This is a genomic window from Ideonella sp. FW305-24, from assembly GCF_058788035.1.
The window spans coordinates 643,476-656,481 of the sequence record NZ_JBYTAI010000002.1; the positions used below are offsets into that span (position 1 = coordinate 643,476).

Consider the following 13,006-nt stretch of genomic DNA (forward strand, 5'->3'; position numbering starts at 1 on the left):
CCGGGGTGTAAATCCGGGCGGCCGCCGTCATCGGCTGGGCGCGGCGCGGCGTTGAGCTGCACTGAACACCGCTGTTGGAGACATCTCTATGCGACCCCTTCCCGCTTCACGTTCCCTGTTGCGCACCGCCCCGGCCGCCGCCTTGGCACTGGCCGCTGCCGCCGCACTCAGCGGATGCGTGGTCGCACCCCTGCCAGCCCGCGGCTATGGCGGCGGTGGCTACGTGGACCACGGTTACTACAACAACGGCCCGGCCTACGACAACTACGGCGGCAGCGTGGTGGTGGACGTGGCACCGCCGCCGCCGCGCTACGAAGTCATCACCCCCGCACCGGCCCTCGGCTGGCTCTGGATTGGCGGCTACTGGGGCTGGCGCGCCAACCAGCACTACTGGAATGCCGGCCACTGGGAAGCGCCGCGCGCCGGCTACCGCTACGTGCCGCACGCCTGGGAGCCCGCAGGCCGCGGCTGGCGCGAGCGCCCGGGCCGCTGGGACCCGCGCTGAGCTGACGGCCGGTTGACAGGCTGGCCGGGGGTGCGCGGCTCCTAGAATCGCGCGCATGCCCAACCCCTCCCAGCTGGCCGCCCTTGAAGCTGTTTCCTCACCGGCCCGCCAACGGCTTGGCACCGTTCACCGGCTGTTGGTCGTCACGGTGCTGGGTTTTGCCTCCGGCCTGCCATTGGCACTGACCGGCATGGCCCTGCAGGCCTGGCTCAGCATCGAGGGGCTGGACCTGGCGACCATCGGCTTCCTCAGCCTGATCGGCCTGCCCTACACCTTCAAGTTCCTCTGGGCCCCGCTGATGGACCGCTTTGAGCTGCCCTTGCTCGGCCGGCGGCGTGGCTGGATGGTGCTCACGCAGTTGCTGCTGGCCGGTGGCCTGCTGCTGCTGGCGGCCATTCCGCCCAAGGACTCGCTGCAGCTGTTTGCTCTGGTCGCCGTGGCCATTGCCTTCCTGTCGGCCTCGCAGGACGTGGTGATCAATGCCTACCAGACCGACCTGCTGCCGCAGCGCGAGCGCGGCCTGGGCTCTTCGCTGAACGTGATGGGCTACCGGCTGGCAATGATCGTCTCCGGCGGCCTGGCGCTCATCTGGACCGACGCAGCGCAAGGCGGCGGCTGGAGCTGGCCCTCGGTCTACCGGCTGATGGCAGGGCTGATGGCAGGCGCCGCGGTCTTCAGCGCCGTGCTGCTGCCGCCACTGCGCAACGCCGCCATGCCCAGCAGCGTGGCCCGGCATGACGTGGTCGGCTTTTTCGCCGTCTGCGCCGCAGCCGCGGCCGGCTACCTGCTGACCGACCACCTCTGGAACCCGCTGGCGCATTGGGCGATGACGCCGCTGTTCGCCGGCAGCAGCATGGCCGCCACACTGCAGCAGCGCTGGATGGACCTGGCCGGGCTGCTGGTCGGCCTGGGGGTGACCGTGCCGCTGGCGGCCTGGGCCGCGCGCAAAGCGCGTTTCGAGACGCTGATCAATGGCCTGAACAGCTACTTCGCACAGCCCGGTGCGATTGCCTTCCTGCTGTTCATCGTGCTCTACAAGCTGGGCGACGCCTTTGCCTATTCGCTGATGACGCCCTTCCTGCTGAAGAGCATGCTGTTCAGCGCGGCCGAGGTCGGCGTGGTCAACAAGATCGTCGGCCTGTGGCTGACGATTGGCGGCGCCTTGCTGGGCGGCGCCTTGATGCTGCGGCTGGGCCTGTGGCGGGCGCTGATGCTGTTTGGCGTGCTGCAGATGGTCAGCAACCTCGGCTACTGGTGGCTGGCCGTGGCCGGCAAGGGCCTGATGCCCGGCCTGGTGATCCCGGCTTTCGACTGGGGCTTCGTGAAGCTGGTGCAGGACACGCCGGTGGACGGCGGCCTGCTGATGGTGATTGCCTTCGAGAACCTCTCGGGCGGCATGGGCACCGCGGCTTTTGTCGCGCTGTTGATGAGCCTGTGCAGCCAGCGCTTCACGGCCACGCAGTACGCGCTGCTGATCTCGTTCGCTTCGGTCGGCCGGGTCTGGGTCGGCCCGCTGGCCGGGGTTTTGGCCGAATCCATCGGATGGCCAGCTTTTTTCATTGTTTCGACGCTGTTGGCAGCACCAGCCCTGATGCTGCTGTGGCAGCTGCGTGCGAGCATCGCGCTGCTCACCGCTTCCCCCGACAGCGCAGGCCTGGCAGACGACTGAAAACGTCACATTCCGCCGGGCCCGGCTGTTGCTTGGCTGCCTCAGGGTTTCCAAATTTCCACAACCGCAGCATGACCCACAGTTTTCGCACCGACGCCGAGTTGCCGCTGCCGCCGATGGTCCACGCCAGCGGCTGCAGTTGCCCCCTGCATGCGCGCCGCCGCATGGGTGCGGCGCTGGCGGTCACGCTGGGCAGCGCTGGCCTGCTGCCCGCCGTGGCGCGAGCCCAGCAAAGCACCGAAGAAGGGGTGCGCTCGCAGGTCGGCCGGGAATCCAGCTTCGCGCAAATGGTCTCGGCCGAGCAGGTGGAAACGGCCGCGACCCGGCAATACGGCCAGATGAAGCGCGAAGCCGCCGCCAAGCATGCGCTGGCGTCGGACGACAACCCGCAGCTGGTCCGCCTGCGCGCCATCGGCCAGCGGGTGATCCCGTTCTGCCAGGCCTGGAACCCACGCGCCGGACAGTGGCGCTGGGAAGTCAACCTGATCGGCTCCAACGAGCTGAACGCCTTCTGCATGCCCGGCGGCAAGATTGCCTTCTACTACGGCATCCTCAAGCGCCTGCAGCTGAGCGACGACGAGGTGGCGATGATCATGGGCCACGAGATGGCCCACGCGCTGCGCGAACATGCGCGCGAGCAGATGGGCAAGACAGCGGCCACCCGCATGGGCGCTGGCCTGATCAGCTCGCTGTTCGGCTTTGGCAACCTCGGCGACACCATGCTCAACATGGGCGCCCAGCTGCTGACGCTGCGCTTCAGCCGCGAAAACGAAACCGAGGCCGACCTGGTCGGCCTGGAACTGGCCGCGCGCGCAGGCTACGACCCGCGCGCGGGCATCAGCCTGTGGAACAAGATGACCGAGGCCAACAAAGGCGCCCCGCCCCAGTTCCTCTCCACCCACCCCGCCAGCCCCACCCGCATCGCCGAGATCGAACGCGCACTGCCGCGCGTGCTGCCGATCTACGACCGCGCCCCCAAGCCGGCCAAGTTCTACGGCCCGCCTACAGCCTGAACGCGGTTCGTGGCCGGCCAACCCAGCTGAATCGGGGTTTCAACTGGCCTTCGCGTGATCTTTTTCACGATGAATTGGCGCGCAAGCGTCGCCTCCTCCCCAGCCCAGAGGACGCCGCCGGTAGACACATCCGGATGCAAATTGAAACATCGCGCCTTCAAGGATTTTTCGTCCAGGAGGGATTTCGATGTTCTATGTCTGCATTCCACGTTTCCAAGGCACGCCACTCAACAGCGGCAGCCCACTGGGCGGCGGCACGCTGCTGACCGCCCAACCCGGTGAAACCTCCAGTTGGGCCGGTGACACCGACTCGCTGCTGGGTTCCGGCATCGTCGCCGGGCCGGCCTCGTTGCAGTGGATCTCGTTTGCCAACGAGGCCGCCGCGACGACATGGTCGAACCTCCCCGCCGTTCAATCGCTGCTGAACGTCAGCATGGTTTCGGGCTACGACGGCACGGACGTCGGCGTTGGCAACGTTGTAATGGTGATCCACCGCTGGCGCGCCTGGGGCCACGCTGCGCCAAGCGCGGTGTGCCCAAAATGTCCTCCGTCAATCAACAGCGGGCTGCCGCGCTGGTATGGAGAATTGGTGGCCGGCAAGACCCCGGCAGCACCGCTGGAAACTTGGGTCGCGATGTTTGCATCTCTCACAGAGCTCAATGACTGGATGCTTCCATGCGGCGGCGGTGCAGCCTTCACGAACAACAGCCTGTACGCTATCCGGGTTCCAACGACCTGACTTGCCCTCTATGCGCTTGTTTGCGCGCCACTGTCTGTTGTCCTGGTTGTTCTGCTGGTGCCTGTCATCGGTTGCAGCAACGGCCAATGACGACGTGCTGGTGTTGTCATCCCTGCCAGAAGCCTATGACCGAGGTGTGATGGCCACACTGCAGCGAGAACTCAGGGCCTCTGACGGCTCGGCGTCCGCACGCATCGAACGCATCGAACTGCCTGACGAACCAGACGCCCAGCGCGTACGCGGCAATGTTGCACGCATCCTGGGCTTGCGTCCCTGGAAGCTGATCGTCACCACCGATAGCTGGACTTCCCTGTTGGTTCAGCAAAGCGGCACCCGTGTGCCGCTGCTGTTCCGGGTCGCCGATCAGCCTACGCTGCTTTGCCTCGTGAACAGCCTGCGGCACCCTGGCACCAATGCCACTGGCTTCACCAGTGCCACATGGAGCGAAGGAAAAATGGCTGAAACCCTGCAATTGGGTTACCCCAGCCTTGATCAGCTTGTGTTGATTACCGAGGGCCAGGATCTCGCGGAGCTGGCTGATTGTCCGCGTCCGATGCCTGTTCCTGCCTGCCGTGCAGGCTACGTGGACAGCGAGACCGAACAACAGGCCCTGCTCTTCTCGTTCACCAGCCCCGTGCGGCTGAAGCAGGCTTCACAGAGACTGCGCCATCCCGTGCGAATTTTGCGGCTGTGCTCCGATGAAGATGCTGGTCGACTGGCTCGCTGGCTCCCGGTCAACACGTCTCGTGGTGCGCCAACAGTGGGAGTAATCGTTCTCTACCATGGCTTGCTGTACCGCAATGGTGAAGCGCTGGTGTCCCAGCTGTACCAATTGCGCCTGCCAGCCATCTACGCGTCGCGCAACTTCCTGCCCATGGGTGCCTTGATGGCCATGTCGCCGGTGCGCGAGCCGCCCGGCGAGGCCAGAGGCATCGAACTGGCCGGTCGCATCCTGGCAGGAGAACTGCCAGCCGACATACCAGTTCAACGTCCGGAAGGCGTGGAGCTGATCGTGAACCTCAAGGCCGCCCGTGAGCTGGGCATGCCGCCGAGCAAGGCCCTGCTGCGTGCGGCCGATCGGCTGATACGCTGAGCGCCGATCTGCCTTCGCCATCGATGTCCGCGCCACCGCTCCAGCCTCCACCCGCCCTTCACAAGCCTTCGCTCTGGCGCATGCGCCTGTGGCGCAAGCAAGCGCTGGCGTTTGGGGGGCTGGTGCTGCTCAGCTTCGTGCTGTTTGGTGCGGCCGAAGTGATGTTCTCGTACCGCGAGGCGATCAGGGCAGTGACGCTGAACCAGTCGCTGCTGGCGCGTGAGGTCAGTGGCTCGATCCGCGGTTCGCTGAACTCGATCCAGAACCATGTGCGGGCCACCGCCAGCCTGCCGTGGGAGATGCCGGGCTGGCTGGACCTGCAGGACCGGCGTGACGAGTTCCAGCGCATCCTGCGGCTGGAGCCCGCGGTGCGCGACCTGACGCACCACGATGCACGCGGCGAGCCGGACTTGTTTGTCTCGCGGCTGGAGTTGTCCAGCCTGCCGGGGCCGGACACGCTGAGCTTCGCCGACGCGGCGCGGCTGCGCTGGCCGGACGGCCTGCCGCCGGCCCAGGGCAGCATCGACTACGCAGACGGCTATGAGCCGCACCTGCTGCTGGTGACGCCGGACCCGCGACTGGGCGCCGGCACGACGCTGGCGCGGGTCAACCTGCGCAGCCTGGCGCGTGGCCTGAACGAGGTGCTGCGCAGCAAGGGCCTGGAGGCGTATGCGGTGGACAGGCGCGGCGTGGTGGTGCTGCATGCCGACACCACGCTGATGCTGGCCCAGCACCAGGCGCTGGGCGCCGCCACCGCGCGGCCCGACGCGCCGGCCGCCACCGCGCGCAGCGGGCTGGACAAGCGGCCGGTGATCGCCAGCAGCTTCGAGCTGCCGGAGCTGGGCTGGCGCATCGTCATCGAACAGCCGCGCGACGTGGCGCTGGCCCCTGTGTACGACACGGTCCTGCGCACCTTGCTGATCACGCTGCTGGCCAGCCTGGCCGCGGTGCTGCTGGCGCTGGTGCTGGTGCGCCGCTCGATCGCGCCGATCAACGCGCTGCACCGCGGCGCGCAGGCGCTGGGCGATGGCAAGCTGGACGCGCGCATCGAGATCCGCACCGGCGACGAGCTGGACGACCTGGCGCTGCAGTTCAACACCATGGCCAGCAACCTGCAGCATGTGTACCGCAACATGTCGGCCATGATTGCCGAGAAGACACGCGACCTGGAGCTGGCCAACCGCCACAAGTCCGAGTTCCTGACCCACATGTCGCACGAGTTGCGCACGCCGCTGAACTCGGTGATCGGCTTTTCCGACGTGCTGCGCGAAGAGCTGTTCGGCGCTCTGAACGACAAGCAGAAGGAATACGCCAACGACATCCATGCCTCCGGCGAGCACCTGCTGGCGCTGATCAACGACGTGCTGGACCTGTCGAAGATCGAGGCCGGCCACATGACGCTGGATCTGTCGGAAGTGGAGGTGGCCTCGCTGCTGACCGCCACCGCCAACATGATGCGCGAGCGCTGCATGCGCCAGGGGCTGCAGCTGCAACTGCAGCTGCCGGAGGACATGGACGTCTGGACGGTGGACGCGCGGCGGCTGCGGCAGGTGGTGCTGAACCTGCTGTCCAACGCGGTGAAGTTCACCCCGGCCGGCGGCCAGGTGACGCTGCGCGCCGGGCAGAATGCGGCCGAAGGCCTGTGGGTCGAGGTGAGCGACACAGGGGTGGGCATCGCGCTGGAGGACCAGGCCACGGTGTTCGAGGAGTTCCGCCAGGTGGGCGACGACGTGCTGCGCAAGGCCGAGGGCACCGGCCTGGGCCTGCCGCTGGTGCGGCGACTCGTGCATTTGCATGGCGGCGAGGTCACACTGCACAGTGCGCCAGGCCAGGGCTCGACCTTCCGCTTCAACCTGCCGCTGCAGCCCGCCGCAGCACCCGTGCCCGCCATCATCTGACTGCCCCCGGGACCCTGCCATGACCACCCTGCATGTGATCGACGACGACGAGCGCAGCCGCAAGCTGGCCTCCGACGTGCTGGCCGCGGCCGGTTTCGAGGTGCTGCAATCCGGCACCGCTGCCACCGCCCGCGACCAGCTCAGCGCCCACGGCGCCGACCTGGTGCTGCTGGACATCCAGCTGCCCGACGAAGACGGCTTCAAGGTCATCGCCTGGATCCGTGAGCAGCCGGCCCTCAAAGAGGTACCCGTGATTGCGCTGACGGCCTCGGTGATGCCGGCGCACCGCGGCCGCATCGAAGAATCGGGCTTCAACGGCTTCATCGCCAAGCCGCTGTCCTCCGTGCGCGAGTTCGTGCTGAAGGTGCGGGAGCACCTGGGTCGGTCGTGAACGAGGGCTCACCGGCCTTTCCAGCCCCCCCACCGGCGCGCATTCTGGTGGTGGACGACCTGCCGGCCAATCGCCGGCTGCTGGAAGCCCACCTGCTGGCCCGCGGCTACCAGGTCTGCCTGGCGGCTGGCGGCCACGAAGCGCTGGCCATGGCCAGCGCCGAGCCGCCGGACATGGTGCTGCTGGACGTGCTGATGCCCGACATGGACGGTTTCAGCGTCTGCGCCGCGATGCGGGCCTTGCCGGCGCTGCGCGCGGTGCCCATCGTGATGGTGACCACGCTGGACGCCAAGGAAGACCGGGTGCGCGGGCTGGACGCCGGGGCCGACGACTTCATCACCAAGCCCCTGGTGAAGGAAGAGCTGTGGGCCCGGGTGCGCTCGCTGCTGCGGGTCAAGACGCTGTACGACGAATCGCAGCGCCAGCAGCGCCAGCTCGCCAGTTGGTCCACCGAGCTGGAGCGCCGCGTGGCCGAGCAACTGGGCGAGATGCAGCAGCTCTCGCAGCTCAAGCGCTTTTTCTCACCGGCGCTGGCGGCCCGGCTGGTGGCCAGCCGGCTGCGCGACGAGATCCTGAACAGCCACCGGCAGGAGGTCACGGTGCTGTTTGCCGACCTGCGCGGCTTCACCGCGTTTGCCGAGCAGGCCAGCGCCGACCAGGTGATGGCGATGCTGCGCAGCTTCCATGCGGCCATGGGCGAGCTGATCTTCCAGTTCGAGGGCACGCTGGAACGCTTCACCGGCGACGGGTTCATGGTCTTCTTCAACGACCCAGACCCGCAGCCCGACCACAGCCTGCGCGCGGTGCGCCTGGCGCTGGCGATGCAGGCCCGCGCCGCGCCGCTGCTGGCCGCCTGGCATGGCCGCCACGGCCCGGCCGGGCTGGGCCTGGGCATCAGCCGCGGCGAGGCCACGGTGGGCGCCATCGGCTTCGAAGGCCGGCTGGACTACGCGGCCATCGGCACCGTGACCAACCGCGCCGCCCGCCTCTGCGCCGCCGCCGAGGCCGGCGAGATCCTGGCCTGCGAGGCCGCCTGGCGCAACGTGCACGCGCAGGTCACGCACCTGCCACCGCGCATCCCCGAACTGCGCGGCCTGCCCGAGCAACTGGCCTATCCGCTCACCGGCCTGCGCTGATTCGCAAGGCCGGGTGCACCATCCAGCGGGGCCAGCGCCGGGCCGCTCCCAAGCGGCCCCGCACCCTCTCGGAGAGTGGTTTCGCGTACTCGCGAGACCGGGCGCGTCATCTCACCAGCGCGGCGGGAGGTTGCGCAGGACTTGAAGACGGCCGCGTTGCTGCGCCACATAGCCGCCACGCTCCAGGTCCTTCAGCAGGCGGCTGACCATCTCGCGCGAACTGCCGATGCGGCTGGCCACATCCTGGTGGGTCAGCCGGCCGTTGAACAGGCCGTCGGCCCCGCAGGCTTCGTTGGGTGGCTGGGTCAGCAGCAGGCGCAGCCGGCCGTACACGTCGTTCAGCGCCAGTCGCTTGGCCGACAGCGTGACCGCGCGGGCCCGGTGGATGACCTTGGCCAGCAACTCGAACGCAAACTCGGGGTGTTCGGCAATGTGGCGGGTCAGGGTTTCGCGGGTCAGCACCACGCAGGCGCTGGGCTCCTGGGTGATGACGCTGGCCGAGCGCAGACCGCCGTCCAGGCTCATCTCGCCCATGTACTCGCCCGGGCCGTAGACGCCATAGGTGATCTCGCGGCCGGTCTCGTCGGCCGAGAAGGCGCGCAGCAGGCCGGAGACGATGATGTAGAGCGTGTCGCCCCTGTCCCCCTCCTGGATGATCAGCGTGCCCTTGGGGTAGCGCCGCAGGTCGCCACGCTGCGCCAGCAGCTGAAGCGAGGGCGACAGCAAGGGCAGGGCCACAGGGCTGCGCGGTGAAGGGGAAGCGTGGGGGGCATCTTGCATGCCCCCCATCGTAGCGCCCTGGCCGCCAGGCGGCTTGACGCGCGTGAACTCGCGCGCGCCGCCCGCCGCGTCAGCTGGTCAACGCGCCCAGGGCTTCGAGCAGGTGATCGGCACTGTGCATCGCCCGCGCGCTGGCGCTGCCTGCCGGCGCGGCGGTGCGGGCTTCCGGCTTCTGGCGCAGGGCACCGACCAGCGGCGGCAGCAAGGCCACTTGCTGGATCAGGTCGCGGATGCTGACGCTGCCGGTCTTGGCCCGGATGTTCGCAATCTGCGTGCGCACGGTCGAAATCGCCACGCCGTGGGTCTTGGCGATGTCGCCCGGCGAGCGGCCATCGCACAAGGCGATCAGCACCTGTTCTTCGCCTGGCGAGAGCCGGTGCGCGCGGGCAAAACCCTGCACCGACAGCGCGCCGCAGACCTGGCTCTTGCCCAGTACCAGCAGCGTGGCGCCGGGCAGCGGGTCGCCCGGCAGCGCCGGCAGCGGCACCACCGAAACCCCGGCACGGGCCGCGCCGGTGCCCAGCGACAGCAGCTTGCGCAGGCCGCGCCGGCTGGCGCCCAGCAGCGCCTCCTGCAGCACCAGCAGGTCTTGCGCCTGCCGCACGCGCAGCTGGCCGCCTTCCATCGTCAGCGGATGCTCGCCGGCTTCCAGCTCGACGCGCGCGGCATGGTTGGCATGCAGCACCTGGTATTCATCGTTGATGACCAGCATGCCGTAGTCGATCTCGTCCAGCGCCAGCGCCATCAGCCGCGCCATCACCGCGGCGCCGGTGCGCCGCTCCGGGCCGCGGTAGGCCATGGCCTGGCTGACCGAGGGCCACAACGCGGCGTGCACATTGCCGGCCAGCGTGAGCGCCGACGAGCCCATGGCGGAGTTGCGAGAAGCGCGGCTCTGACCTTGATCCACCATGGAGAACTCCCGGGTTGAGAAGGCAGCGCAACACAGGCCACCCATGGTCGGAAGCTTAGGGAACACAAGTCGTAACCGGTGGTGAGTTTGACCTGCGGGCTGTGTGCGTTATTCACACTCCGTCCCCACGCTTGGCGACATGTGTCGGCTTCTTGACAGAGGCTGGCACGAGATGCGCAGGCGCGGCAGTGCAACAATTCGTGAACATGGCGGCTTGCGCACGCCGTTTGCCCAGCCCCGGTCAGGTCCCGCGCACGTAGGGGTTTTGGCGCCGCTCGCGGCCGAAGCTGCTCTCCGGGCCGTGGCCGGGAATGAACACGGTGTCGTCACCCATCGGCCACAGGCGCTCGCGGATGCTGGCAATCAGGGTGCCGTGGTCGCCGCCGGGAAAGTCGGTGCGCCCGATGGAACCGGAAAACAGCACGTCGCCGACAAAGCAGCGCTGCGCCCCGGCATGGTGGAACACCACATGGCCAGGCGTGTGGCCAGGGCAGTGGCGCACGCTGACCTCGGTGTGGCCCAGCGCCACCGTGTCCCCATCGGCCAGCCAGCGGGTGGGTGTGAAGTCTTCTGCCGGCGGGAAGCCGAACATGCGGCTTTGCTGCGCCAGTTGGTCGATCCAGAACTGGTCGCCCGGGTGCGGCCCGATGATGGGCAGCCCCCGCTCCCGCGCCAGTTGTCCGGTGCCGCCGGCATGGTCGATGTGCGCATGCGTGAGCCAGATCGCCGTCAGCTTCAGCCCGCGCCGCTCAACCTCGGCCAGCAGCAGGTCCAGCCCACCACCGGGGTCGATCACCGCCGCTTCCAGCGTCTCGTCGCACCAAACGAGTGAGCAGTTTTGCTGGAACGCGGTGACGGGAATGGTGTGGTATCTCAGCATGGGCGGGTCAGGTTCGTTCACGGCTTCTCACGTTGCCATGGATCGATTTGAACAGTTCGCTGCCCTTCGCCGAAGTCGGCCAGCTGCTCTTCGACGCCACCGGCAGCACCAGCGGCCACACCAATGGCCCGGGACGGGACCCGGCTGGCGTGCCTAGTCCAGCGCGGCCGAGTTTTCGAGGTTGGCCACCACCCGCTGCAGCAGGCCGATGAACTGTTCGGCCTCAGCCTCGCTGAAGTCGGCCAGCGCCTCGCTGCTGCCTTGCCTGAGGGTCTGCCGCGCCTGCGGCAGCAGTTGCCTGGCCTGCTCGGTCAGCGTGACCAGGCTGCTGCGCCTGTCCTTGGGGTCGGGCTCGCGCAGGATCAGGCCGTCGCGTGCCATGCGGGCCAGCAGTTCGGCCATTGCCGGCTGCTCGATCTGCATCAACGCGGCCAGGTCCTTCTGGCACAGGCCGGCTTCGCTGTATTTGAGCGTCACCATCACGGGAACCTGCGCATACGCCAGGCCGAACTTGACCAGCCGCCGCTCGGCCCTGCGCATCAGCAGCCGGCTGGCCCGGTTCATCAGGTAACCGGGGTTCTTGTGGCGGGTGTCCGGCGTTGTGTCAGGCGTGATGCCCGGTGTGGCGCCGGATGCGATGTCAGATGTCGGGGGCTGCGAGTGCTGGTTCACGGCCTCAGTTTAAGGCGCACGAGCCGCCCCGCCTCTTGCTGCGTTGGCACCGATTCACTGAGCTCGGTGCCGGTCTGCAGGACCCGTCGCGGCTAGATCGCACCGACGCTGCCGGTCACCGGCAGCACGATCCCGTTGATGTAGCCCGACATCACCGGCGAGGCCAGGAAGACGTAGGCCGGCGAAAGCTCCTCGGGCTGAGCGGCGCGCTTCATGTCGGTATCCTGGCCGAACTTCTCGACCTGCTCGGCCTGCGAATCGGCGGGGTTCAGCGGCGTCCAGACCGGGCCGGGGGCCACCGCGTTGACGCGGATGTTCTTCGAGATGAGGTTCTGCGCCAGCGACTTGGTGAAGGCGTGGATCGCACCCTTGGTGGTGGCGTAGTCCAGCAGCCGCGGGCTGCCCTTCAGGCCGACCACCGAACCGGTGTTGATGATGCAGGCCTTGGCACGCATCTTCGGCACCGCGGCGCGGGCCATGTGGAAATACCCGCCGATGTTGGTCTGCAGTGTCTCTTCCAGCCGCTCGTCGGAAATGTCCTCGATGCTGGCGGCGTGTTCCTGGAACGCCGCGTTGTTGACCAGGACGTCCAGCCGGCCGTAGGCGTTGACGGTCTTCTGCACCGCGTCGATGCAAAACGCGCTGTCGCGCACGTCGCCGCGCAGCAGCAGGCAGCGCCGGCCTTCGGCCTCGACGTGCCTGCAGGTCTCCTTGGCGTCTTCGTCCGAATGCAGGTAGACGATGGCCACGTCTGCGCCTTCGCGGGCATACAGCACCGCCACCGCACGGCCGATGCCCGAGTCGCCGCCGGTGATGATGGCGACCATGTCCTGGAGCTTCCCGCTGCCCTTGTAGTCCGGCGCCTGGAAGCGGGGCGCGAGTGCCAGGTCGGCCTCGACGCCCGGTTTTTGCAGATGCTGCCTGGCCAGTGTGCGCGGCTGCTCGCGTGCACCGGCCTGTACCGCCTTCTCTTCCTTCGAACCCTTCTCGCCGGCAGGTTTCAACTGGTCCTGCTCGTCCTGCTCGTCCTGCTGGGCCTGGAAGGCGCGTTGGCGCGCGACAGTCGCGTCGGCGTTCTGCTTGACGGTGTCAGGGCGGGACTTTTCAGCGGTTTTCATGGCGTGCCTTTCGGTGCGTGTCAGCGAGGTGGCGCGCCGCCTGGCAGCGCGTCGAATGCGCTGTGCCGGCAATCCCCGTGCCCTGCGGCGCGCCGCCGCGTCGCCCCGCTGCCGTGGGCAATTTCTGCGGCAGGCTTTGCCATCGACAAGCGGCTGCGTCACGGGGCCTAACCGGATCGCAGGGCGCTGCCCCGCTGCGTAG

Annotated in this window: 13 protein-coding genes; 8 read left to right on the forward strand and 5 right to left on the reverse strand. The window is 68.1% G+C overall.

Translation table 11 applies throughout. The features are described from left to right. The first annotated feature begins 118 nt into the window (after window positions 1–118). From AC3WR5_RS08515 to AC3WR5_RS08550, 8 genes are all read left to right on the forward strand, one after another. Window positions 119–505, forward strand: coding sequence for a hypothetical protein (locus AC3WR5_RS08515; RefSeq protein WP_231010411.1), 387 nt, complete (start codon window positions 119–121; stop codon window positions 503–505). Between the two features lie 55 nt (window positions 506–560). Then, window positions 561–2,174, forward strand: coding sequence for an AmpG family muropeptide MFS transporter (locus AC3WR5_RS08520; protein ID WP_492483476.1), 1,614 nt, complete (start codon window positions 561–563; stop codon window positions 2,172–2,174). Between the two features lie 71 nt (window positions 2,175–2,245). Then, the gene (locus tag AC3WR5_RS08525) at window positions 2,246–3,187 is read left to right on the forward strand and encodes a M48 family metallopeptidase (protein ID WP_492483478.1); all 942 of its coding nucleotides are present in this window, start codon (window positions 2,246–2,248) and stop codon (window positions 3,185–3,187) included. Between the two features lie 187 nt (window positions 3,188–3,374). Beyond that, window positions 3,375–3,926: a hypothetical protein gene (locus tag AC3WR5_RS08530; RefSeq protein WP_492483480.1), complete on the forward strand. Its 552-nt coding sequence runs from the start codon at window positions 3,375–3,377 to the stop codon at window positions 3,924–3,926. Window positions 3,927–3,936: 10 nt separating this feature from the next. Beyond that, window positions 3,937–5,019 carry an ABC transporter substrate binding protein gene (locus AC3WR5_RS08535; RefSeq protein WP_492483482.1) on the forward strand — a complete coding sequence of 361 codons (1,083 nt, stop codon included), beginning with the start codon at window positions 3,937–3,939 and terminating at the stop codon, window positions 5,017–5,019. Window positions 5,020–5,099: 80 nt separating this feature from the next. Beyond that, window positions 5,100–6,917 (forward strand): sensor histidine kinase, encoded by a 1,818-nt coding sequence (locus AC3WR5_RS08540; protein ID WP_492483484.1) that lies wholly within the window; start codon window positions 5,100–5,102, stop codon window positions 6,915–6,917. 19 nt (window positions 6,918–6,936) lie between these two features. Further along, on the forward strand, window positions 6,937–7,308 hold the full coding sequence (locus AC3WR5_RS08545; RefSeq protein WP_492483486.1) for a response regulator: 372 nt from the start codon (window positions 6,937–6,939) through the stop codon (window positions 7,306–7,308). Further along, complete coding sequence (locus AC3WR5_RS08550) at window positions 7,305–8,444, forward strand: adenylate/guanylate cyclase domain-containing protein (protein WP_492483488.1); 1,140 nt, start codon at window positions 7,305–7,307, stop codon at window positions 8,442–8,444. Before AC3WR5_RS08545 ends, AC3WR5_RS08550 begins: the two co-directional genes overlap by 4 nt. Before the next feature lie 111 nt (window positions 8,445–8,555). On the opposite strand, the gene AC3WR5_RS08555 is transcribed toward AC3WR5_RS08550, so the two are convergent. From AC3WR5_RS08555 to AC3WR5_RS08575, 5 genes are all read right to left on the reverse strand, one after another. Next, window positions 8,556–9,224, reverse strand: coding sequence for a Crp/Fnr family transcriptional regulator (locus AC3WR5_RS08555; RefSeq protein ID WP_170200896.1), 669 nt, complete (start codon window positions 9,222–9,224; stop codon window positions 8,556–8,558). Between the two features lie 70 nt (window positions 9,225–9,294). Further along, a complete protein-coding gene (locus AC3WR5_RS08560) occupies window positions 9,295–10,134 on the reverse strand; it encodes a helix-turn-helix transcriptional regulator (RefSeq protein WP_231010417.1) in 840 nt (279 codons plus the stop codon). Between the two features lie 241 nt (window positions 10,135–10,375). Further along, complete coding sequence (locus AC3WR5_RS08565; RefSeq protein ID WP_492483491.1) at window positions 10,376–11,014, reverse strand: MBL fold metallo-hydrolase; 639 nt, start codon at window positions 11,012–11,014, stop codon at window positions 10,376–10,378. 153 nt (window positions 11,015–11,167) lie between these two features. After that, on the reverse strand, window positions 11,168–11,686 hold the full coding sequence (locus AC3WR5_RS08570; RefSeq protein WP_492483493.1) for a MarR family winged helix-turn-helix transcriptional regulator: 519 nt from the start codon (window positions 11,684–11,686) through the stop codon (window positions 11,168–11,170). 92 nt (window positions 11,687–11,778) lie between these two features. Next, window positions 11,779–12,804 carry an SDR family oxidoreductase gene (locus AC3WR5_RS08575; protein ID WP_492483495.1) on the reverse strand — a complete coding sequence of 342 codons (1,026 nt, stop codon included), beginning with the start codon at window positions 12,802–12,804 and terminating at the stop codon, window positions 11,779–11,781. Window positions 12,805–13,006 lie beyond the last annotated feature (202 nt).

Bases quoted from the DNA above. Each gene is read 5' to 3' on its own strand.
- AC3WR5_RS08545 (WP_492483486.1), top strand. From the start codon at position 6,937: ATGACCACCCTGCATGTGATCGACGACGACGAGCGCAGCCGCAAGCTG.
- AC3WR5_RS08520 (WP_492483476.1), top strand. From the start codon at position 561: ATGCCCAACCCCTCCCAGCTGGCCGCCCTTGAAGCTGTTTCCTCACCG.
- AC3WR5_RS08555 (WP_170200896.1), bottom strand. From the start codon at position 9,224: ATGCAAGATGCCCCCCACGCTTCCCCTTCACCGCGCAGCCCTGTGGCC.
- AC3WR5_RS08535 (WP_492483482.1), top strand. From the start codon at position 3,937: ATGCGCTTGTTTGCGCGCCACTGTCTGTTGTCCTGGTTGTTCTGCTGG.
- AC3WR5_RS08525 (WP_492483478.1), top strand. From the start codon at position 2,246: ATGACCCACAGTTTTCGCACCGACGCCGAGTTGCCGCTGCCGCCGATG.
- AC3WR5_RS08565 (WP_492483491.1), bottom strand. From the start codon at position 11,014: ATGCTGAGATACCACACCATTCCCGTCACCGCGTTCCAGCAAAACTGC.
- AC3WR5_RS08540 (WP_492483484.1), top strand. From the start codon at position 5,100: ATGCGCCTGTGGCGCAAGCAAGCGCTGGCGTTTGGGGGGCTGGTGCTG.
- AC3WR5_RS08530 (WP_492483480.1), top strand. From the start codon at position 3,375: ATGTTCTATGTCTGCATTCCACGTTTCCAAGGCACGCCACTCAACAGC.
- AC3WR5_RS08560 (WP_231010417.1), bottom strand. From the start codon at position 10,134: ATGGTGGATCAAGGTCAGAGCCGCGCTTCTCGCAACTCCGCCATGGGC.
- AC3WR5_RS08575 (WP_492483495.1), bottom strand. From the start codon at position 12,804: ATGAAAACCGCTGAAAAGTCCCGCCCTGACACCGTCAAGCAGAACGCC.